The organism is Psychroserpens sp. AS72, assembly GCF_038900375.1.
Classification (GTDB): Bacteria; Bacteroidota; Bacteroidia; order Flavobacteriales; family Flavobacteriaceae; genus Psychroserpens.
On record NZ_JBBMRC010000005.1, the window covers coordinates 293686 to 315280 of the forward strand.

Genomic DNA, 21595 nt, shown 5'->3' on the forward strand with positions numbered 1-21595 from the left:
AATATCGAATAAAAATTTAATCAAACTGGAAAAAAATATTAGTTTGAACTTAGGTTTAGGTACTTCGGAAATTTTAAAACGTGTATTTCATCGAAAAAACAAGTATTTAATCGGTTTAATTGAAATTTTAGTATAAGTTAGCTTTCCCAAATCTATTGACCTACTATGAAAACGACTACTAGCAAACTGCTATGTTCAGTTTTTGGACATAACTTGAAGTATACTTCTAAAAAAGCAAAAAAGGCACATGTTTTATCTTGTGCGACTTGCCAATCTAAACAATTAGATAGTGATCTAGAAAGTTTAGATATGTATCCATTTGAAAATAAAGAAATAAGAACCGCTTTACAAGAGCTTTTTATTTTGCAGAGTCAGTATTCTCGCAGGCATATTTCCGTGTAAAAAATCATTATTATTTTATCTTATTAATTAATGCAAGATTAACTTCTTAGCATTACAATTTCTTATGCAATCATTTACTAATATAATGTTAGGATGCATGGTAAAAATCGACTTATGTCGTATATTTGCAATCTATTTAGACAATATCTATATAACAAATGATAAAAGTATCAGAAACAGCAAAAAAGAAAGTCATAGAACTCATGAGTGATGATGGCTTTAATGCAACAACAGACTATGTGCGTGTTGGAGTAAAAAGTGGAGGTTGCTCTGGTTTGTCTTATGATTTAAAGTTTGATAACGAACAACAAGAAGATGATAAAGTCTTTGAAGATAATGGTGTAAAAATTATTGTCGATAAAAAGAGCTTTTTATATTTAATAGGAACCACTTTAGAATATTCTGGAGGTTTAAATGGTGCAGGATTTGTGTTTAACAATCCTAACGCTAATAGAACTTGTGGTTGTGGAGAATCATTTTCACTCTAGCCCATCTAAATCTTCCCTAGGGGAAGACTTTATAAAATTAAAAAAACATGAGTAAATATACGGAAGACGATTTAAGAGAAGAATTAAAAACCAAAGAATACGAATATGGTTTTTATACAGACATTGAATCTGAAACATTCCCAATTGGATTAAATGAAGATATCGTTCGTGCTATTTCTAAGAAAAAAGAAGAGCCAGAATGGATGACTGAATGGCGATTGGAAGCTTTTAAAGCCTGGAAAGAAATGACTGAGCCAGAATGGGCAAACGTACGTTACAAAAAACCAGATTTTCAGTCCATAGCTTATTACTCTGCTCCAGTAGCAATTGATCCTAATAAAACATTAGATGATGTAGATCCAGATTTACTAGCGATGTACAAAAAGCTAGGTATTTCTGTAGATGAGCAGAAGAAAATGAATAATGTGGCAATGGATATTGTTGTAGATTCGGTTTCTGTAGCAACGACTTTCAAAAAGACTTTAGGCGAAAAAGGAATCATTTTCATGAGCATTTCTGAAGCAATTAAAGAACATCCAGAACTAGTAAAAAAATATTTAGGAACAGTTGTTCCGCAAAAAGATAATTTCTATGCAGCTTTAAATAGTGCAGTGTTTAGTGATGGTAGCTTTTGCTATATCCCAAAAGGTGTGCGTTGCCCTATGGAATTATCTACTTATTTTAGAATTAATCAAGCAGGAACTGGTCAGTTTGAAAGAACACTTGTTATTGCAGATGAAGGGAGTTACGTATCTTACTTAGAAGGTTGTACTGCACCAAGTCGTGATGAAAATCAATTACACGCAGCAGTTGTAGAATTGATAGCTTTAGATGATGCTGAAATTAAATACTCTACAGTACAAAACTGGTATCCAGGAAATGCTGAAGGGAAAGGTGGAGTTTACAATTTTGTAACGAAAAGAGGTTTGTGCGAAACCAACGCAAAAATTTCTTGGACTCAAGTAGAAACTGGTAGTGCTGTCACTTGGAAATATCCTTCATGTGTTTTAAAAGGTGATAACTCTGTTGGAGAGTTTTACTCTATTGCTGTAACTAATAATTATCAGCAGGCAGATACTGGAACCAAGATGATTCATCTAGGAAAAAATACAAAATCAACAATTATTTCTAAAGGAATTTCTGCAGGAAAATCCCAAAACTCATATAGAGGACTAGTGCAAATTAGCTCTAGAGCAGATAATGCTCGTAACTTTTCGCAATGTGATAGTTTATTGATGGGAAATGAATGTGGAGCTCATACGTTTCCTTATATAGAAGCAAAAAATAAATCGGCTCAAATAGAGCACGAAGCAACAACCAGTAAAATTGGTGAAGACCAAATTTTTTATTGTAATCAAAGAGGTATTGAAACCGAAAAAGCAATTGCTTTAATCGTTAACGGATTTAGTAAAGAAGTCCTCAATAAATTACCAATGGAATTTGCTGTAGAAGCACAAAAATTATTAGAAATAAGTTTAGAAGGTTCGGTAGGATAAACACAAAAAAGTATAGCATGAAAAAATTACTTGTACTATTGATGATGCTTACAGTATTTGTAAGCTGTAAAGAAGACAATAAGACTGAAGTTGTTACATCTCAAGATGATAAAATAATCGTTGCAGAAGATGGTAAGACTTTAAAACAAAGTGATGGCTTAATTGCAGTTCAGGGTGATTTTATTTATTACTCAGATGCAGCAGTTTTAAAAACACCAACAAAAATGTATGGTGTAGTTATTAACGAGAAAATGCAAGAATTACAAGATCAAGTTAAAGCTTACAAAAAAGAAGATACAGATATGGTTCCTGTAACTGTTAGAGGACGCATGTTTAAAAAAGACCCAAACGAAGAAGGATGGGAAGATAAAATTGAGATAAAAGAAATTTTGAAAGTTTCGCCTCCTAATCCTGAGGCAAATGATGTTATAAAAATTGGAAGCAAATAGTATGTTAGAAATAAAAGATTTACACGCAAGTGTAGAAGGAAAAGGAATTTTAAGAGGAATCAATTTAACAGTAAAAGCTGGAGAAGTTCATGCTATTATGGGACCAAATGGTTCTGGAAAAAGTACATTGGCTTCTGTAATTGCTGGAAAAGAAGAATATGAAGTTGAAAAAGGACAAATTCTTTTAGATGGCCAAGATATTGAAGAATTAGCTGCTGAAGAACGTGCTCATAAAGGTGTGTTCTTGTCATTTCAATATCCTGTAGAGATTCCTGGAGTTAGTGTAACTAACTTTATAAAAACAGCGATCAACGAAACCAGAAAAGCAAAAGGTCTTGAAGATATGCCTGCTAAAGACATGCTTAAAATGATAAAAGAAAAGGCTGAGCTTTTAGAAATTGATAGAAAATTTTTATCACGTTCTTTAAATGAAGGATTTTCAGGTGGAGAGAAAAAACGTAATGAGATTTTTCAAATGGCAATGTTGGAGCCTAAATTAGCAATATTAGATGAGACTGATTCTGGTTTAGATATTGATGCTTTACGTATTGTTGCCAATGGTGTTAATAAATTAAAGAGTAAAGATAATGCTGTGATTGTAATTACACATTATCAAAGGCTATTAGATCATATTGTACCTGATTTTGTTCATGTACTTTACAATGGACGTATTGTAAAATCTGGTACAAAAGAATTAGCACACGAATTAGAAGAAAAAGGTTACGACTGGATTAAAGAAGAAGTTGAAGCTTAAGATTAGTTTACAGTATTCAGTCGCAGTTTGCAGTTGTATACTCAGATGAATACTAAATAAGAAAAGTACAGTCTATATATTTGAAGTTTTTACTGAAAACTTAGGACTGATACCGAAAACTGAAAACATGGAATTAAAAGATAAATTAGTATCGTCATTTATGGCATTTGAAAACACGGTAGATGTAGATACTCCTGTGCATGATGTTCGTAATGAAGCGATAAAGATTTTTGAAGATAAAGGCTTTCCTTCAAAGCGTGATGAAGCTTGGAAATATACGTCACTAAACAGTGTTTTAAAACATGATTATAGTGTTTTTCCTAAGCAAGAAAAGGCTATTGAATACAGTGAAGTAAAGAAATATTTTATTCACGATATAGATAGTTATAAAATTATCTTCATAGATGGTAAATACTGTTCTCATTTATCTCAAACAACACATGATGGTATTGATGTGTGTTTAATGTCGTCTGCTTTATCAAAACCAAAGTATCAACTTATTATTGAAAACTATTTTAATAAAGTAGCTTCAAAAGATGGTATTTCATCTTTAAACACTGCCTTTTCTAAAGAAGGTGCATATATCCATATTCCGAAGAATAAACTAGTAGCGAAACCTATTCAGATTATCCATTTTTCAACAGGGAATGAATCTGCTTTAATGTTACAACCACGAAACTTAATTGTTGTAGATGAAAATTCTCATGTACAAATTATTGAGCGTCATCAAAGTTTGACAGAGAATCCTGTGTTAACAAATAGTGTCACAGAAATATTTGCTGGTAAAAGAGCAATTGTAGATTATTATAAAATTCAAAATGATAAAGAAACGGCCTCTTTAATTGATAGCACCTCTGTTAATCAAAAACGCGAGAGTCATGTTTCTATGCATACATTTACTTTTGGTGGAAAATTAACGCGTAACAATCTTAATTTCTATCAAAATGGAGAGCGCATGGATTCTACTTTAAATGGCGTTACAATTATAGGAAACAAACAACATGTAGATCACAACACATTGGTTCATCACATAGAACCAAACTGTGAAAGTCATCAAGATTATAAAGGTATTTTTGCAGATCAATCTACAGGTGTTTTCAACGGAAAAGTGCTTGTAAATAAAGAAGCTCAAAAAACAAATGCGTTTCAGTCTAATAATAATATATTATTGAGTGATAAAGCATCAATTAATAGTAAGCCTCAGTTAGAGATTTTTGCAGACGATGTAAAATGTTCACATGGTTGTACGATTGGACAATTAGATGAAAGTGCTATGTTTTATATGCGTTCTCGTGGAATTCCAGAAAAAGAAGCCAAAGCTTTATTAATGTTTGCCTTTAGTAACAACGTTCTAGATTCAGTGAAAATTCCTGAAATTAAGCAACGTATCACTAAGATTATTGCTAATAAATTGGGTGTTAATATTGGGTTTGATCTTTAGTAAATTCAATATTGCTTATTTGACCATCGCACGATAAAAGCATTCCGGTAATTTTAGTTTGATCATCTGTTCTTGTAAATTGATAGAATGTTCTATCATGATTGCCAAAAGCATTTAGTTGTATTGGATATAGTGTAACAGCTTCATGATTTGTATAAGATAATTTTAGTTCATTATTTTCTATATAAAAAGTATAGGTAGTATCTAGCTCTTCGGAAAAGTAACGACCTACAAACTCACTTAATTTTTTTGGGTTTTCGTAAACCAATTGCGCTCGTTTAAAATAAAAAGGTGTACCACCAAATGAAACAATCATATCATGAGTTTTGGTTTTAGTAAAATCATATTTTACATTTTGGGCATTACGTCTTACAAATTCATTAGTGTTAATTTGTATTAATGGGATTTTTGTTTTACCCATAGAACCTTTAGCTTTTAGTGTATCATTTTCTATTGAAATCTGCATGGTCATATCACTATTAATTTCTCTGTAATCTCCAATAAATGATTCCAAATTTTGAGGTTTAAACGGACTCTTTTTTTCTATAATAATTGGTTTTTTCTCTTCGGAAATTAGCAGTACATCTAAAATTTTATAAGAAATTGGAGTTGGATTTATAGATTGTAAATTGGTTAGAATAACGATTCCAATATTTTCTTCCGGAACAGTTATAAGTTGTGTTCGTCCTCCAAAACCATAACCACTATGACTTAAGGTTGCAAACCCTTTATAGTTGTCAACCATTAATCCTCTGGCATAAGTTGCTTTTTTTACAGTTGTTAGAATTTCAGTAGTTTTAAGAAAAGTTGCGAGATCTTTAAATTTAGGAATATCTTCATTAAGCATTCTGGCCCAAATTGTCATATCATTTATATGACTTCCCATACTTCCTGCACCATAACTTAACTGATTTGATGTGCTAAAAACATAGTCATCGTTTTGTTTTTGGTAACCAACAGCTTTATTTTTTATAGGTTTACCATGAGAAATTCTCACAAATGTGTCGTTCATTCCCAAAGGGACAAGAATTTTAGCTTTGAGATATTCATCTAGATTTTGATTAGATAACTGTTCTACAATTAAGGCTAATAGATTATAGTTTGTATTAGAATAAATGATTTTTTCGCCAGGTTTATTATTAAGGTTTTTTTGTCTTTGAGCTAGATTAAGAACATAAGTGTTATCATAATAATCTTTGTTATAATCAAAACCAGATAAATACATTGTTGTGTGATAATTTCTAATACCACTCGAATGATTTAAAAGATGCTTAATTTTTATGGATTTGCTATATTCTGGAAAACTTGGAAAAAATTGATATAAGTTATCATCTAAACTAAGCTTGCCTTCCTCAATTAAAGCCCATATTGCTGCCGCTGTAAATTGTTTGCTAATAGATGCTAAGCTAAAAATTGTAGAATCTGTATTTTTTATAGCATAATCTAAATTAGCAATTCCAAAACCTTTAGAATATAGTACATCATTTTTTTTAATGACACTAATAGCTAATCCTGGCTCATGATTAGTGTCATATGTTTTTAAAATACTATCAATTGTATACTCTAGTTGGTGTTGAGCATTGAGATTAGTAAAGCAAAATGAAAGTATTATTAAGCCGAAGGTTTTTAACTTTGACATTGCTTATATTTTTGATAAAAGTAAGTTGGAATCAATCCAAAATTTAAAAACAAGAACCCAATAAATACGATTATGCCTCTGTAAGGCCATGTTAGAAATTCAAACATAGCACCAATACCTAGAATAAAAAAAGTGATAAATCCTAAGACGTAAAAAGATTTTTTCATAATTATAATTTATGAGAATTTATGAATTGAAGATTTATAGCGATCGTAAAAAAATGTAGGTATCACTATTAAAATAAATATAATACAACCAGAAAATAATTGGATTGTAGCAGAAGGCCAATGCATCATTTTAAATAGCAAACCTGTTAATATTAATAGTATAGCAATCGTTGAAACTAAATGAAGTATTCGTTTTAATCGAATAGCTTGTGCCGAAAATTTCTGCAAATTTGTCTCCAATTGAAGATTTTGAAAACTAATATAACCACCAAACTTTTGAAGCGCTTCTTGATATAAACTATCAAAATCTTGAGATTCATTTGTTTCCATATACGTGCAAATATGATCTAATAAGTCTTCTCTTAAATCATTAGATTTTACACCATAAAGTTTTAGGTTGTTTTCAATAAATTGAATGTGTTGATCTGTTAATTTCATGATTTTAAAATTTTAGCATTAAAAATAATATGTAAGGTGTCCATAAAGTCATTGATTTCTTTTGTGACTTCAGCAACCATTAATTTGCCGTCTTTAGTGACTTTATAATATTTCCTTACGCGTTTTCCTATATATACTTTTTCGGTTTCTAATACACCTTTAGCTTCTAGTTTGTGAAGAATAGGATATAAAGCACCTTCTGAAATATCTATTTTCCCAGAAGTCAATTTTTTAACCTCTTGCGTTATTTCGTAACCATACATTTTATCTCTACTATCTATTAGTTTTAAAATGATAGGTTGTAATGTTCCTTTTGTGAGTTCTTTGCTATACATTTTACAAATATACATTTTATTTAAATGTATTCAAATAAAATATTAAAAAAATTATAACTTTCGTTTTCAGAATATCTTTTTAACTAAACATCTCGTAACTTTGTTATTATGATAAACGTCAATAAAATAAGAGAAGATTTCCCAATATTAAACCGTAAGGTTAACGGGAAACCCTTAATATATTTTGATAATGCTGCAACATCTCAAACGCCTAGACAAGTTATTGATGTGATTGTTGATTATTATTCAAATTACAATGCTAATATTCATAGAGGTGTACATACTTTAAGTCAAGAAGCCACCGATTTATATGAACAAGCACGATTAAAAATCCAAAAACATTTCAACGCAAAACATAACTATGAAATTATATTAACTTCTGGAACCACGCACGGAATCAACTTAGTGGCTAACGGTTTCTCTACTTTATTAAACAAAGGAGATGAGGTTTTAGTTTCTGCTTTAGAGCATCATAGTAATATTGTGCCTTGGCAAATGTTGTGTGAGCGTACTGGAGCAACTTTGAGGGTGATTCCCATGAATGAAAATGGAGAGTTGATTATGAGCGCTTATGATGAATTGCTTTCAGAAAAAACAAAATTGGTATTTGTTAACCATATTTCAAATGCTTTAGGAACGATTAATCCTATTGCAGAGATGATAAAAAAAGCACATCAAGTTGGTGCAGCTGTTTTGGTTGATGGTGCACAATCTTGTCCGCATATAAAACCAGACGTTCAAGAATTAGATGTTGATTTCTATGTCACTTCTGCACATAAAATGTGTGGACCAACTGGTGTAGGTATGCTCTACGGAAAAGAAGAATGGCTCAACAAATTACCACCTTATCAAGGAGGAGGAGAAATGATTGATCAAGTTACTTTTGAGAAAACTACGTATGCTGGCTTACCTCATAAGTTTGAAGCTGGCACACCTAATATTTGTGGAGGTATAGCTTTTGGAGCTGCTGTAGATTATATGAATGAAATTGGATTTGATAATATCGCGAGCTATGAGCACGAACTATTAGATTATGCTACGCAACAATTATTAAAAATTGAAGGATTAAAAATTTACGGAATAGCAAAAGAAAAAACGGCTGTGATTTCATTTAATATTGAAGGCATTCATCCTTATGATATTGGAACAATTCTAGATAAAATGGGAATAGCAGTAAGAACAGGTCATCATTGTGCACAACCTATAATGGATTTCTTTAAAATTCCAGGAACGGTTAGAGCGTCATTCGCATTTTATAATACTAAAGCAGAAATTGATGCATTAGTAGAAGGTGTTAAGACTGCAAAAATGATGCTCTCTTAAACTTTGGCTTCTTTTTTGTAATATTACTATTGTAACCATTAAAAATAAAGAGTATGAAACTAATTATATGTATGTTCATTGTGCTTATTTCAGCAAAAGAATGTGATAAAAATAAAGCGCAACTAGCGAGTCAAAATAATACTGAAACCTCAATAACAGAAGGGTCTGATATGAAAATGCAAAACGATTCTGAAATTACGTATCTAGCAGTCTCAAGAGGCTCTTATTTATCGGTTGTGTTAGAAGGTGATACAATAACAATCTTAAATCAAAGAGATGTTAAATCTGCTACTACTCATAAAATTCCGAAGGAAGAAAAAGACGCACTCTTAAAACTCATAAGCGAGATTGATGCAACGTCACTACCAGAACTAGAAGCACCTTCAACAAAGCATCAATTTGATGGTGCAGAAATCGCAACTCTTGAAGTTACAAAAGGAGAAGATTCATACAAAACAGTCGCATTTGATCATGGGAATCCACCAGAATCGATAAAAGCAATAGTAGAAAAGATGTTATCGATTAAAACAATGATCGAGAAACAATAGAGATGTCGTATCTTTGTATCTTCGGAAGAACATGTTGAAATAGACAAAAATTAAAGGATGACAATTTCAGAAATACAAGAAGAAATAATAGACGAATTTTCAATGTTTGATGATTGGCAAGAACGTTATCAATATATGATAGATCTTGGCAAATCCTTGCCTCTAATAGACCCAAAATATAAAACTGAAGACAATATTATTACAGGCTGTCAAAGTAAAGTTTGGGTACATGCTGAGATGAATGATGATAAAATTGAATTCACTGCAGATAGTGATGCAATTATCACGAAAGGAATTATAGCCATATTGATTAGAGTATTTTCTAATCAGCATCCTAAAGATATCATAGAAGGTAATACAGATTTCATTGATGAGATTGGATTAAAAGAACATTTATCACCAACACGTGCAAATGGATTGGTAAGTATGATAAAAAAAATAAAAATGTATGCTTTGGCATATCAAACACAATTAAATTAAATTTTTCTTCGGAAATATTAACACAACTTCAAATGAGCGATACAGCAATAGATACAAATCTTTTAGGAGAAAAAATAGTACGCGTTTTAAAAACCATCTTTGATCCAGAAATACCAGTAGATATATACGAATTAGGACTTATTTATGATGTATTTGTAAATGAGGATTATGATGTAAAAATTCTCATGACTTTGACAACTCCTAATTGTCCAGTGGCAGAAACATTACCATTAGAAGTAGAAGAGAAAGTGAAATCTTTAAATGATGTCAAAACGGCTGAAGTTGAGATTACTTTTGATCCACCTTGGACGCAAGATTTAATGAGTGAAGAAGCAAAGTTAGAATTAGGAATGCTTTGATGCTTTTAGAGATTATATTTTTAAATGCCTAGACAAAAACCCAAATCTATAACTGAGGGAAATAAAGTAAACCTCAAAGGGTCTTTTAAAGCCTTAATTTATATTCCCAGATTTTTTAAAGAAATCTGGAACACCAATAAAACACTTTTTTTAGGGTCTGCTTTTTGTCGTTTAATAGCAGCAGTTTTGCCTGTAATCATATTATGGATTGGCAAACTTATCATTGACGAAATTATCTTACAAGCAAAAGCTGAGGTTACAGATTTATCTACACTTTGGTTATATGTTGGTATTGAGTTTGGTCTTATTATTCTTTCAGATTTAATAAGTAGAGCCATCTCATTAACAGATGGACTTTTGGGAGATGCCTATTCTATTAACTCTTCAGTTAATATTATTAAAAAGACAAATAAAATTGATATTAGTCTTTTAGAAGATTCCGAATTTTACGACAAACTAGAACGTGCAAGAACACAAACCACAGGACGTGTAGGTTTAATGTCTAATGCACTTGGCGAAGTCCAAAGTCTTATTTCTATTGCCACTTTAGTTGCAGGTTTAATTTATTTTGAGCCCTATTTAATTATACTGCTCGTTATTAGTATCATTCCATCGTTTATAAATGAAATTTGGTTTAGTCAACGGCAATATTCTTTAGCTAGAGGTTGGACAACAGAGCGTCGCGAATTAGATTATCTAAGATATATTGGTGCCAATAATGAAACAGCAAAAGAGATTAAGCTATTTGGTCTCACAGACTTTATCGTTGATCGTTTTAAAAACCTCTCACAAGAATATTACGACCTCAATAAAAATCTAGCAATCAAGCGATCTGCTTTAGGGTTTTTGTTTAATGTGCTGGGAACTTTGAGTTATTATGGTGCTTATGTGTTTATAATTTACAGAGTTGTTACTGGTGTAATCACATTAGGTGAACTTACTTTTTTATCTGGTTCATTTAATAGATTGACTAGAAATTTACAGGACTTCTTCTCCAAATTCACACGAATTACTGAAAGCGCATTATACTTAAAAGACTATTTTGAATTTATTGATATTTCAATAGAACCAAACCATATTGAAGATCAACCAGTACCAGCTAAAATAAAAACCGGATTTGAATTTAAAAACATCACATTCTCATATCCAGGATCTGACACAAAAATTCTAAAAGGCATTTCATTTAAGTTAAATGCAGGTGAAAAGTTAGCTTTTGTTGGACAAAATGGTGCAGGTAAAACGACGCTTACAAAATTACTATTGCGTTTTTATGAACCTACATCTGGTGAGATCTTATTAGATGGAATTAATATTAACCGATTTAATAAGGCAGAATATCAAGAGTTTTTTGGTGTTATTTTTCAAGATTTCTTTAAGTATGAATTTACTGCTAAAGAAAACATCGCTATTGGTGATATTGATGAGATAGATAATTTGGATAAAATTAAAAATGCTGCGGAAATGAGCTTGGCAAGTGATGTCATTTCAGAATTAAAAAAAGGATATAACCAACAATTAGGTAAACGTTTTGCAAAAGGTCAAGACCTATCTGGCGGACAATGGCAAAAAGTGGCATTAGCACGATCATACATGAAAGATGCTGAAGTTATGGTGCTTGACGAGCCTACATCTGCATTAGATGCAAAAGCAGAGAGTGAAGTATTCCAACGTTTTATTGCTTTAACCGAAAACAAAACTAGTATCATTATTTCTCATAGATTTTCAACGGTTAGACAAGCAGACCGAATTCTCGTTTTAGAAGAAGGTAGAGTTCTAGAAATTGGAACGCATGAAGAATTAATGGCTAACCAATCTTTATATGCAGAATTATTCACTCTTCAAGCAGAAGGCTATCAATAGAAAATAACCTAATTTTGTATTATGGAGAAAGAGATTGTAAATAGAGTAGCGCTCAGTAAACTAATGGTTGTAGATCTAGAAGATTATTATCCAGAAGGTGAGCGTGTCGTTTTTGATATCAAAGATTGGTTGTATGAAGGTTTTGTGCTAAAAGAAAAAGATTTTAGGCAATTGGTTAAAGATTATGATTGGTCAAAACATCAAAATCAATTCATAGCCTTAGGTTGTTCTACAGATGCTATTATTCCTGCTTGGGCTTTTATGTTATTGACTATAGAATTACAGCCTTATGCAAAAAAAGTTAATGTAGGAGATTTAGAAGCTTTAGAAACTTCGATTTATCAAGACATTATAAATAATTTAGATGTGGAGCCTTATCAAGATAAACCTCTGATAATTAAAGGTTGTGCTCATAAACCAGTGCCTTCAAATGCTTATATTATGCTGTCTAGTAAATTAAAGCCAGTTGCCAAATCTATAATGTATGGTGAGGCATGTTCTTCGGTTCCATTATATAAAAAAAAATAAATAGAAATTAATTGTGACTTTATATAAATATAAGAGTCTAAACCAATGGTGTAGTGTCAATAAACACTCATTTTAAATTAAAACTTTAATCTAAAAATCGAGAAAGAATTATATTTGCACCTTTAATTAATAAATTGAAAACTATTAAAACTAAAATTATGACTAAAAAAGTACTTTTAACAGCTGTATTGATGTTATCAATAGCTTTTGGTTTTTCTCAAACTAAAGAAGAATTAAAGGCTCAAAAAGCAGAAAAACAAAGCGTTGCAGATGCTGCACAAGCAGAAGCAGATGCTCTACAAGCTCAAATAGATGCACTTCCAGGATGGAGAATAGGTGGATTTGGAGTTATTGGAGGAAGCTTATCAAACTTTAACAATTGGTATTCTCAAGCTGCAGCAAATAATTCTTCAGGAAATATTGGTATTTCATTCAATGCTTTCGCAAATAAACTTGAAGATAAATATTTCTGGAGAAATTCATTAGCAACTAACTTTAGTTGGGTAAAATTAGATAATAAAGATACAGATTTAGATTCAGACAAATTTGAACCTACAACAGATGTATTTAATATTTCATCTTTATATGGTAGAAAATTAAGCGAAAAATTAGCTGCTTCTGCTTTAATGGAATATAGAACAACAGTCTTAGATAACTTCAATGATCCTGGTTATTTAGATATTGGTATTGGTGCAACTTGGACTCCAATAGAAAATTTAATCGTGGTGGTTCACCCATTAAACTACAATTTTGTATTTGCAGATAATGACAATGTATTTGAATCTTCTTTAGGAGCAAAAATAGTTGCAGATTATACACGTCAAATAGGAGCTGTAGCTTTCAAATCTAACTTATCTATGTTTCAAAGTTACAAGAGTGGAGACTTATCTAACGCAACTTGGACAAACTCATTTAGCTATACACTTTGGAAAATGATTGGTGTTGGTTTTGATTTTGGTTTAAGAAGCAACAAGCAAGAAGCTTTAAACTATGCTCTTGGTCAATTTGATCCAATAGGAACAGGTGCAACACCTACTTTTGACAATGTAGATAACGATTTACAAACATACTATACATTAGGATTGACTTACAAATTCTAAATGTAATTATTGCATAAATTAAAAAAGCATCTCGTTAATTTCGAGATGCTTTTTTTGTTTTAATATCTTATTTTCTTCGGAAATTATTCTTCTTCAGAATAATCTGGATATAAGAAACTATTATAAGGAAAGCGAGTCACATGAATCTCTCTTACTTCATCATATACTCGTTTTTTGAAGTCATCAATATTCTTATTATTTATTGCCGAAATAAATAGAGCATTATTCCCAACTCGATTCATCCATGTTTTTTTCCATTCTTCAAGAGTATAGTGTAATGAGGTTCTTTCGGTCACTAAATCATCATCATCAAAAGGTTCAGCTTTATAAGCGTCAATTTTGTTAAACACCATGATTGTAGGTTTATTAGAGCTATCAATTTCACCTAGAATTTTATTTACAGAATCAATATGCTCTTCAAAATTAGCATGAGAAATATCTACAACATGTAGTAATAAATCGGCTTCTCTTACTTCATCTAAAGTACTCTTAAAACTCTCAATAAGTTGCGTTGGCAATTTTCGGATAAAACCAACGGTGTCTGTTAATAAAAATGGAAGGTTTTGTATGACAACTTTTCTAACCGTTGTATCTAATGTTGCAAATAATTTATTTTCAGCAAAAACATCACTTTTACTAATCACATTCATTAAAGTAGACTTACCAACATTTGTATATCCAACTAAAGCCACACGTACCATTTTACCACGATTACCGCGTTGTACAGCCATTTGTTTATCAATAGTTTTAATCTTCTTTTTTAACAAAGCAATCTTATCACGAACAATACGTCTATCTGTTTCAATTTCTGTTTCACCAGGACCACGCATACCAATACCACCTTTTTGTCTTTCAAGGTGTGTCCACATTCCTTTTAATCGAGGTAATAAATATTCACATTGTGCTAACTCTACTTGAGTACGTGCATAACTCGTTGTAGCACGTTGCGCAAAAATATCTAAGATTAAGTTGGTTCTATCCAAAACTTTACAACCTAAAATTTTACTGATGTTGCGCTCTTGAGCAGCAGATAACTCGTCATCAAAAATGGCAGTTCCTACATTATGATCTTCAATATACTGTTGAACATCTTGCATTTTACCAGAGCCTATAAACGTTTTAGGATTTGGCATGTCCATTTTTTGAGTAAATCGTTTTAAAACTTCTCCTCCAGCTGTATACGTCAAAAATTCTAATTCATCTAAGTACTCATTAGATTGATCTTCATTTTGTTCTCTAGTAACCACACCAATGAGTACTGCTTTTTCTAGTGCTATGTCTTTTTTTTCAATCATAAATTTTAATAAAAAACAAAGTTACATAATTGAATGTTCGTGTATTGCATTTTAAAACTTAAATTTGTGTTGTGAATTCCCAAGAATTAAAAACTTCAGAATATACCATTGCATTTTATAATCTCGAAAATCTATTCGATATCCATAATGATGCAACAAAACATGATGGCGATTTTCTGCCAGGTTCAGAAAAACGTTGGACAAAAAAAAGGTACGAAAGAAAACTTTATAAATTAGGACAAGTGATCTCTAAAATAGGTTTTGAAAACACTCAACGACCACCAGCAATTATTGGTTTAGCAGAAATAGAGAATAAAAATGTCATTAATGATTTAATTAAAAGTGAAGACTTAGAGCCTTATGATTATGGTTTAGTTCATTATGACTCAAAAGATGAAAGAGGTATTGACGTTGCTATGATCTATGATAAAACTGTTTTTACTGTTGAAACATCTAAAACATATGCTGTGTATTTAGAAGATGAGATTGGTGAACAAGATTATACAAGAGATATTTTGCTAGTCACAGGAATGTTTAAATCTGAAAAATTACACCTTATTATTAATCATTGGCCTTCAAGACGAGAAGGAGAATTAATTTCTAACCCTAAACGTGTCAAAGCTGCTGAGAAAGTGGTTGAAATTATTAATAGTTTAAAAGAAAACCATATAAACCCTAAAATATTGGTCATGGGTGATTTTAATGACAATCCAAGTAATGATAGTATTAAGTTATTGTCAAATAAGGGTGAGCTTTACAACCCAATGGAAACATTGCTTTCATATAGTAGAGGTAGTGTAAACCATAACTTTAAATGGAATTTGTTTGATCAAATTTTATTCTCTACCAATTTTTTCGAAACAGAAAAAAACAAACTCAAATTTGACGAAGCTAATATCTTCGACGAGAAGTTTTTAACACAATATAAAGGCAAATTTAAAGGTCAACCATTTAGAACTTATGTTGGTAAAAAATATAAGGGAGGCTATAGTGATCACTTCCCTGTTTATGTTCAAATAAATATTACCCATTAAATAAGTTCACTAATACTTTTTCTTTTTATCGATAATAATTGCCTTTTATCTATTATAACAATGTTAACAGTCTGTTAACTATCATTTTTTTTATCTTCGGTATCTTATATAGGTCTTTCCTACAAGACGTATTTATTAACTATTGCTAGTTCTGTCCCAAAGACCAATTTTAAGATATTAATTATCAAATGATTAATTTAATTTAATAGCATTCATTGATATGAAAAAATTTTTACTCACGTTACCATTTCTGTTTATTTTTTCAATTTGGTGTGCCGAGGCACAAATAACAACATATCCATATCTAGAAGATTTTGAATCTGGTGATGGTGGATGGATTGTAGACAACACAAACGCAGGTTCATGGGCTCTTGGAGCTCCAACTGGAGGCGTAATTAATTCTGCAGACTCTGGCTCAAACGCCTGGGTTACAAATCTCTCTGGAGTTTATAACGCAAATGAAGATTCATTTGTAGTAAGCCCAGTTTTTGATTTATCAACTTTAAATGCACCTTCAATAGAAATGAGTGTTTGGTGGAATTCCGAATTTAGTTGGGATGGTATGGTATTACAATCTTCAATTGACGGAGGAACATCATGGCAAAACGTTGGAGCAAATGGTGATTCTAATAATTGGTATACTGACGGAACTATTGCAGGAGAACCAGGAGGTCAACAAGAAGGTTGGTCAGGTAGAGTGTCAACAAATAATGGATCAGCTGGTTGGTTAATTGCAAGACATGCTTTAAATGGTTTAGGTGGAGAATCTAGTGTGACTTTAAGAGTTGCATTTGGATCAGATGGTTCAGTTCAGGATGAAGGTGTGGCTTTTGATACTGTATCCATATTTGAGGTAAGTTGCCCAGAACCTTCAGGAATTACAATTGCTGCAGTAACAGAAAATTCGGCAGATATAAGTTGGACAGCAGGTGGCGGAGAAACAACTTGGGAAATAGCTGTTCAAACTGCAGGTACAGGTTTACCAGCAGGTGCAGGTGTATCTACTATGGATAATATTGCATATGATGCATCGTCATTAACACCAAGTACAGGTTATGAAGTATATGTAAGAAGTAATTGTGGAGCAGATGGTTTTAGTAATTGGGTTGGCCCAATTAATTTTACAACATTAAACACACCTCCTCCTGCACCAATAGGAGTTTCATGTGCAGCAGGTACTTCATCTTTTGTTTTTACTGAAAATTTTGACCAAGATCCACCATTAGGTTGGACTGGGACCGGTTTTGATGGTTCTAATGGGAATTGGGATATAACTGATGCAGATGCTAATTCATTTAATACAGGACCAGCAAATGCTTATGATGGTGGTACAGGTACTCATTTAGAATATGAAGCAGGAGGAAATGCAACAGATATAGCCTCTGCAATTAGTCCAGCAATTGATTTAACCGATGCAATTGATGGTGCTGAACTATCGTTTTTCTTTCATGCTTTTGGAGAAGATATAGGGACACTAAATGTTGGTATAGCTAATAATGTAGCAGGTCCATTCACAAACTTATTTAGCTGGGTTGGAGATTTACAACTTACAGACGATGAAGCTTGGGTACCAGTTGGTATTAATTTAGATGCTTATTTAGGTCAAGTTATCTATTTAGAATTTAGTTATGGTGGAGCAGGTACTGGTTTTGAAGGTGATATGTCAATAGATTTTATAAGAGTAGAATCATGTGGTGACTTCTGTATTGCTCCAAGTGGAATAACAGTAGCTAATATTACAGGTACATCTGCAGATATAAACTGGACTGCTAATAACGGAGAAACTTCATGGGAATATGTGGTTGTTCCTGCAGGAACAGGAGAGCCTTCTGGTCCTGGAACAACAATAGCAACAACTACAGAAAGTATAACTGGATTAGATTTTGAAACAGAATATGAAGTTTGGGTAAGAGCAGATTGTGGTGGTGGAACATTTAGTATTTGGTCTGGACCAATAAATTTCGCAACGACTATTCAGTCAGTTTACAATATTGATTGTACACAAGCTCCAACACAAATAACTTACTGTTACGATGATAACGATACGAATACGTGGACATTTGTTTCAACAGATGGTAGTCAAATTCGATTAACTTTTAACGCTGGTGGTATTGAGGGTTGCTGTGATGAAATATTAGTATATGATGGAGCAGATAATACAGCACCATTACTATATCAAGGAAATAATGGAGGAGATCTTTCTGGGTTAGAATTAAATTCTTCTGGAGATACTCTATTTATGGAAATTGATTCTGATGGATCAGTTAGCTGTGCAGCCGGAAGTTTCTGCTGTACTACACCATGGGATTTTACAGTAGCATGTGCAACTTGTACTCAGCCAGAAGCTACCTATACAGTGAATTCAAATTGTTTGGTTGGACCAGAGTTTTTTGTTGATGTAGACTTAACAGATTTAGGTTCTGCAACATCAGTTACAGTTAGTGATGATCAAGGAAGTCCTACTCAAACAGTAAGTGCTTTAGGTATTGTAACTTTTGGACCATTTGCTAATAATACACCTGTTGTAATTACAGTAGCTAATGATGATGATGCTAATTGTACACTAACTAGTTCAACATTAAATCAGGAATTTTGTACTGAAAACTTAGTAGATTGTACAGTAGGACCTGTCAATGGTTTTTTCTGCTACGGAAACAATGATTCTGAAATATTTACTTATACAAGTTCAGATGGTTCGCTTTTAAATCTTACTATAAATACTGGAGAAATTGAAGGAGCTCCTTTTGATTTCTTAATAATTCGAGATGGTAATGGTTCAGAACTATATAATGGAGAAGGTAACAATGGAGTATTAGATGGTATATTTGTTCAATCTTTTACAGATACAATTACTATTCAAGTGACATCAGATGGGTCTGTAAGTTGTGAATCAGGTAGTTTTTGTTGTTCAGATGGAATTGATTTTACAGTCTCCTGTGCTACATGTGTAAATCCAGCAGCTACATATCAAGTTGTTGATGATTGTGACAATGGTGATCAATTTTTAATTGATGTCAATATTACAAGTTTAGGTGATGCTACAGCTTTAACTATATCTAATAATATAGATGCAACAACAGAATCTATTTCTGCAACTGGGATATATCAAATTGGACCATTCCCATTCCTTGTAGATGTTATAGTTACAGTAAGTAATGATGATGATATCAATTGTGTTATTAATAGTAATGCAATACAATTATTAGCTTGTCCTCCAGAAAATGACAACCCTTGTAACGCAACAATTGCAGTCGTTAACGATGATCAATCTTGTGATTTAGTTACAGCTGGATCTTTGATTGAGGCTACTGACTCTGGTGTACCTAACGGAAGTTGTGGCGGAAATCCAGATGATGATGTTTGGTTTCAATTTACAGCATTAAGTGAAGTTCAATTAATTTCTATCATAAATATTGCAGGTGGTGGGTTTAATACAGATCACGCTTTATATGAAGGAGATTGTGATAATTTAGTAGAATTAGAATGTACAGATGGAGAAGCAAGTGTGACACCTCAATTAGTTATTGGTAATACCTATTATGTTAGAGTGTTTTCAGGAGGAAATAATCCTGAAACAACAACATTTGATTTGTGTATAAAAGAAGCTCCAACTAATATTATTTGTGAAAATGCAGAAAATTTCTGTGCAGAAGTTGGAGGTGCATTAACGACACCAAATATCATAGGTATTCCTGATCCAACAGATATCGCTTGTTTAGGTTCTGCGCCAAACCCAACTTGGAATATTATCCAAATTGGAGATCCTGGATTGATAGAAATTGAAATCTCTCAAGTGGATGCAAACGGAGCAGGATTAGATGTTGATTTTGTTCTTTGGGGACCTTTCCCAGATTTAGAAGATGCTTGTGATGGATTAGATTTAGGTTGTCCAGATCCAAATGATTGTCCTAATAATACAACAAGTCCAGATTTTTATCCCTTCGGAAATATCGTAGATTGTAGTTATTCTTTCGTTTCCGTAGAAAACTTAACGATAGATAACGCTCTAACAGGAGAAATTTATTTACTACTAGTAACTAATTTTTCTGATGATCCAGGTATAATTTCAATTAGTCAAACTAATAGTGGAGGAGCAACTGATGGTGATATAACAGCAGAAATAGAAGTAGATCTAGGAGAAGATCAAAATCTTTGTGGATTTGATTCTTATGAGATAATCGCAGATTCTCCTTTTGCAGATACTTGGGAGTGGTACTGTAATGGATTTATCATTGAAGGAGAAACGTCTTCTTCTTTAATCGTTACTGAAACATGTACATATACTGTTATTGTTTATGACGAACAATGTGACACACAAGCACAAGATTCTGTTACCATAACTTTTGGAGAAGAAGCTGTAGCGAATGCTGTTGATGATATTATAACTTGTGATGATAATTCTGCAGATGAAGTTGAAGATTTTGATTTAGAGATTCAAACAGCAGGAGTTTTAGGAACTCAGGTTGCAACAGATTTTAATGTAACATATCACTTAACCTTAGCAGATGCTCAGGCAGATATAGGAGCATTATCATCACCTTATACTAACATTTCAAATCCACAAACAATTTTTGTTAGAATTGAAGATGCCAACGCAGAGTTTTGTTTCGCAACTACAAGTTTTGATTTAATAATTTCTGGACCAACACCAACGGCACTTAGTATTCCTATAGAAGTTTGTGACGATGATACAGATGGGATAGCAGATTTTGATTTAGCTGCACATAGTGTCAATATCTTAGATGGTCAAAGTGCTACAGATTATACTGTAACGTATTATGCTTCGGAAGCAAATGCTGAAACCGCAACTAGTTCAATAGCATTATTATATACCAGTTCATCTCAAACGATTTGGGCTCGTGTAGAAAGTAATATCGCTTTTGATTGTTATACAGTTGTACCTATCGATTTAATTGTAAAACCATTACCTAGTACAACGTTTACAACAGATTTTGATTATGAAGTTTGTCCTAATGCAACTGTTCCAATTGTAATTACAGCAACACCAAATAATTATTCTGAGTCTGAAGTTACTATTGTTTGGTATCAAGATGGAGGTGTTATTGCTGGAGAGAACAGTTTAACCCTTCCAGTCTTAGAAGCAGGTTTATATGAAATTGAAGTAACATTTAATGATGGTACACAGTGTACTAATGTTACAGCTCAAAACATCATAGAGTTAGAGAGTTGTGTTATTCCAGAAGGTATTTCTCCAAATGGTGATGGTATGAATGACAGGTTTGATTTAAGCAGTTATGATGTAAGCAAACTTGAAATATTTAACCGTTTCGGAACATTAGTTTATTCTAAAGCTAACTATACAGATGAATGGTACGGACAAACTAATGATGGTGACGAATTACCAGTAGGAACCTATTTCTATACTATGGAATATGAAAACGGTAAGCGAAGAACCGCATGGGTTTATATACAACGTTTAAAATAAAAACCAATTAATA

Annotated in this window: 20 protein-coding genes; 15 read left to right on the forward strand and 5 right to left on the reverse strand. The window is 32.2% G+C overall.

The features are described from left to right. The first annotated feature begins 165 nt into the window (after window positions 1–165). From WNY78_RS11930 to sufD, 6 genes are all read left to right on the forward strand, one after another. Window positions 166–402 (forward strand): hypothetical protein, encoded by a 237-nt coding sequence (locus WNY78_RS11930; protein ID WP_342873431.1) that lies wholly within the window; start codon window positions 166–168, stop codon window positions 400–402. A 158-nt stretch (window positions 403–560) separates the two neighbouring features. Further along, the gene (locus tag WNY78_RS11935; protein ID WP_342873432.1) at window positions 561–890 is read left to right on the forward strand and encodes an iron-sulfur cluster assembly accessory protein; all 330 of its coding nucleotides are present in this window, start codon (window positions 561–563) and stop codon (window positions 888–890) included. Between the two features lie 47 nt (window positions 891–937). Then, window positions 938–2386, forward strand: a complete 1449-nt coding sequence (sufB, locus tag WNY78_RS11940; RefSeq protein ID WP_342873433.1) for a Fe-S cluster assembly protein SufB — start codon at window positions 938–940, stop codon at window positions 2384–2386. Between the two features lie 17 nt (window positions 2387–2403). Further along, window positions 2404–2835, forward strand: coding sequence for a hypothetical protein (locus WNY78_RS11945; RefSeq protein ID WP_342873434.1), 432 nt, complete (start codon window positions 2404–2406; stop codon window positions 2833–2835). A 1-nt stretch (window position 2836) separates the two neighbouring features. Next, window positions 2837–3589: a Fe-S cluster assembly ATPase SufC gene (gene sufC, locus WNY78_RS11950; RefSeq protein WP_342873435.1), complete on the forward strand. Its 753-nt coding sequence runs from the start codon at window positions 2837–2839 to the stop codon at window positions 3587–3589. A gap of 127 nt (window positions 3590–3716) precedes the next feature. Continuing rightward, complete coding sequence (gene sufD, locus WNY78_RS11955; protein ID WP_342873436.1) at window positions 3717–5030, forward strand: Fe-S cluster assembly protein SufD; 1314 nt, start codon at window positions 3717–3719, stop codon at window positions 5028–5030. On the opposite strand, the gene WNY78_RS11960 is transcribed toward sufD, so the two are convergent. The 4 genes from WNY78_RS11960 to WNY78_RS11975 are packed head-to-tail and all read right to left on the reverse strand — an operon-like array spanning window position 5008 to window position 7609. Further along, on the reverse strand, window positions 5008–6669 hold the full coding sequence (locus WNY78_RS11960; protein WP_342873437.1) for a serine hydrolase domain-containing protein: 1662 nt from the start codon (window positions 6667–6669) through the stop codon (window positions 5008–5010). The genes sufD and WNY78_RS11960 overlap by 23 nt on opposite strands. Then, the gene (locus tag WNY78_RS11965; protein ID WP_342873438.1) at window positions 6657–6836 is read right to left on the reverse strand and encodes a hypothetical protein; all 180 of its coding nucleotides are present in this window, start codon (window positions 6834–6836) and stop codon (window positions 6657–6659) included. Before WNY78_RS11965 ends, WNY78_RS11960 begins: the two co-directional genes overlap by 13 nt. 9 nt (window positions 6837–6845) lie before the next feature. Then, the gene (locus WNY78_RS11970) at window positions 6846–7274 is read right to left on the reverse strand and encodes a hypothetical protein (protein ID WP_342873439.1); all 429 of its coding nucleotides are present in this window, start codon (window positions 7272–7274) and stop codon (window positions 6846–6848) included. Continuing rightward, window positions 7271–7609, reverse strand: coding sequence for a PadR family transcriptional regulator (locus WNY78_RS11975; RefSeq protein ID WP_342873440.1), 339 nt, complete (start codon window positions 7607–7609; stop codon window positions 7271–7273). Before WNY78_RS11975 ends, WNY78_RS11970 begins: the two co-directional genes overlap by 4 nt. A 108-nt stretch (window positions 7610–7717) precedes the next feature. Here WNY78_RS11975 and WNY78_RS11980 point away from each other — a divergent pair, with 108 nt between their 5' ends. The 7 genes from WNY78_RS11980 (at window position 7718) to WNY78_RS12010 (ending at window position 13807) form a co-directional block, all read left to right on the forward strand. Next, window positions 7718–8932, forward strand: coding sequence for a cysteine desulfurase (locus tag WNY78_RS11980; RefSeq protein WP_342873441.1), 1215 nt, complete (start codon window positions 7718–7720; stop codon window positions 8930–8932). A 53-nt stretch (window positions 8933–8985) separates the two neighbouring features. After that, a complete protein-coding gene (locus WNY78_RS11985) occupies window positions 8986–9480 on the forward strand; it encodes a hypothetical protein (protein ID WP_342873442.1) in 495 nt (164 codons plus the stop codon). A 57-nt stretch (window positions 9481–9537) separates the two neighbouring features. Then, complete coding sequence (locus WNY78_RS11990) at window positions 9538–9960, forward strand: SufE family protein (protein WP_342873443.1); 423 nt, start codon at window positions 9538–9540, stop codon at window positions 9958–9960. 32 nt (window positions 9961–9992) lie between these two features. Continuing rightward, window positions 9993–10319: a DUF59 domain-containing protein gene (locus WNY78_RS11995; RefSeq protein ID WP_342873444.1), complete on the forward strand. Its 327-nt coding sequence runs from the start codon at window positions 9993–9995 to the stop codon at window positions 10317–10319. A gap of 24 nt (window positions 10320–10343) precedes the next feature. Beyond that, on the forward strand, window positions 10344–12179 hold the full coding sequence (locus WNY78_RS12000; protein WP_342873445.1) for an ABC transporter ATP-binding protein: 1836 nt from the start codon (window positions 10344–10346) through the stop codon (window positions 12177–12179). 21 nt (window positions 12180–12200) lie between these two features. Then, window positions 12201–12707 (forward strand): DUF2480 family protein, encoded by a 507-nt coding sequence (locus WNY78_RS12005; RefSeq protein WP_342873446.1) that lies wholly within the window; start codon window positions 12201–12203, stop codon window positions 12705–12707. 158 nt (window positions 12708–12865) lie between these two features. After that, on the forward strand, window positions 12866–13807 hold the full coding sequence (locus WNY78_RS12010; RefSeq protein WP_342873447.1) for a DUF3078 domain-containing protein: 942 nt from the start codon (window positions 12866–12868) through the stop codon (window positions 13805–13807). 83 nt (window positions 13808–13890) lie between these two features. Here the strand turns inward: WNY78_RS12010 and hflX are convergent, their stop codons facing one another. After that, window positions 13891–15102: a GTPase HflX gene (hflX, locus tag WNY78_RS12015; RefSeq protein WP_342873448.1), complete on the reverse strand. Its 1212-nt coding sequence runs from the start codon at window positions 15100–15102 to the stop codon at window positions 13891–13893. Between the two features lie 71 nt (window positions 15103–15173). Between hflX and WNY78_RS12020 the strand changes: the two genes are divergently transcribed. Beyond that, window positions 15174–16136 (forward strand): endonuclease, encoded by a 963-nt coding sequence (locus tag WNY78_RS12020; RefSeq protein ID WP_342873449.1) that lies wholly within the window; start codon window positions 15174–15176, stop codon window positions 16134–16136. A 220-nt stretch (window positions 16137–16356) separates the two neighbouring features. Continuing rightward, window positions 16357–21582 carry a gliding motility-associated C-terminal domain-containing protein gene (locus WNY78_RS12025; RefSeq protein ID WP_342873450.1) on the forward strand — a complete coding sequence of 1742 codons (5226 nt, stop codon included), beginning with the start codon at window positions 16357–16359 and terminating at the stop codon, window positions 21580–21582. Window positions 21583–21595 lie beyond the last annotated feature (13 nt).

Bases quoted from the DNA above. Each gene is read 5' to 3' on its own strand.
- WNY78_RS11930 (WP_342873431.1), top strand. From the start codon at position 166: ATGAAAACGACTACTAGCAAACTGCTATGTTCAGTTTTTGGACATAAC.
- WNY78_RS11935 (WP_342873432.1), top strand. From the start codon at position 561: ATGATAAAAGTATCAGAAACAGCAAAAAAGAAAGTCATAGAACTCATG.
- sufB (WP_342873433.1), top strand. From the start codon at position 938: ATGAGTAAATATACGGAAGACGATTTAAGAGAAGAATTAAAAACCAAA.
- WNY78_RS11945 (WP_342873434.1), top strand. From the start codon at position 2,404: ATGAAAAAATTACTTGTACTATTGATGATGCTTACAGTATTTGTAAGC.
- sufC (WP_342873435.1), top strand. From the start codon at position 2,837: ATGTTAGAAATAAAAGATTTACACGCAAGTGTAGAAGGAAAAGGAATT.
- sufD (WP_342873436.1), top strand. From the start codon at position 3,717: ATGGAATTAAAAGATAAATTAGTATCGTCATTTATGGCATTTGAAAAC.
- WNY78_RS11960 (WP_342873437.1), bottom strand. From the start codon at position 6,669: ATGTCAAAGTTAAAAACCTTCGGCTTAATAATACTTTCATTTTGCTTT.
- WNY78_RS11965 (WP_342873438.1), bottom strand. From the start codon at position 6,836: ATGAAAAAATCTTTTTACGTCTTAGGATTTATCACTTTTTTTATTCTA.
- WNY78_RS11970 (WP_342873439.1), bottom strand. From the start codon at position 7,274: ATGAAATTAACAGATCAACACATTCAATTTATTGAAAACAACCTAAAA.
- WNY78_RS11975 (WP_342873440.1), bottom strand. From the start codon at position 7,609: ATGTATAGCAAAGAACTCACAAAAGGAACATTACAACCTATCATTTTA.
- WNY78_RS11980 (WP_342873441.1), top strand. From the start codon at position 7,718: ATGATAAACGTCAATAAAATAAGAGAAGATTTCCCAATATTAAACCGT.
- WNY78_RS11985 (WP_342873442.1), top strand. From the start codon at position 8,986: ATGAAACTAATTATATGTATGTTCATTGTGCTTATTTCAGCAAAAGAA.
- WNY78_RS11990 (WP_342873443.1), top strand. From the start codon at position 9,538: ATGACAATTTCAGAAATACAAGAAGAAATAATAGACGAATTTTCAATG.
- WNY78_RS11995 (WP_342873444.1), top strand. From the start codon at position 9,993: ATGAGCGATACAGCAATAGATACAAATCTTTTAGGAGAAAAAATAGTA.
- WNY78_RS12000 (WP_342873445.1), top strand. From the start codon at position 10,344: ATGCCTAGACAAAAACCCAAATCTATAACTGAGGGAAATAAAGTAAAC.
- WNY78_RS12005 (WP_342873446.1), top strand. From the start codon at position 12,201: ATGGAGAAAGAGATTGTAAATAGAGTAGCGCTCAGTAAACTAATGGTT.
- WNY78_RS12010 (WP_342873447.1), top strand. From the start codon at position 12,866: ATGACTAAAAAAGTACTTTTAACAGCTGTATTGATGTTATCAATAGCT.
- hflX (WP_342873448.1), bottom strand. From the start codon at position 15,102: ATGATTGAAAAAAAAGACATAGCACTAGAAAAAGCAGTACTCATTGGT.
- WNY78_RS12025 (WP_342873450.1), top strand. From the start codon at position 16,357: ATGAAAAAATTTTTACTCACGTTACCATTTCTGTTTATTTTTTCAATT.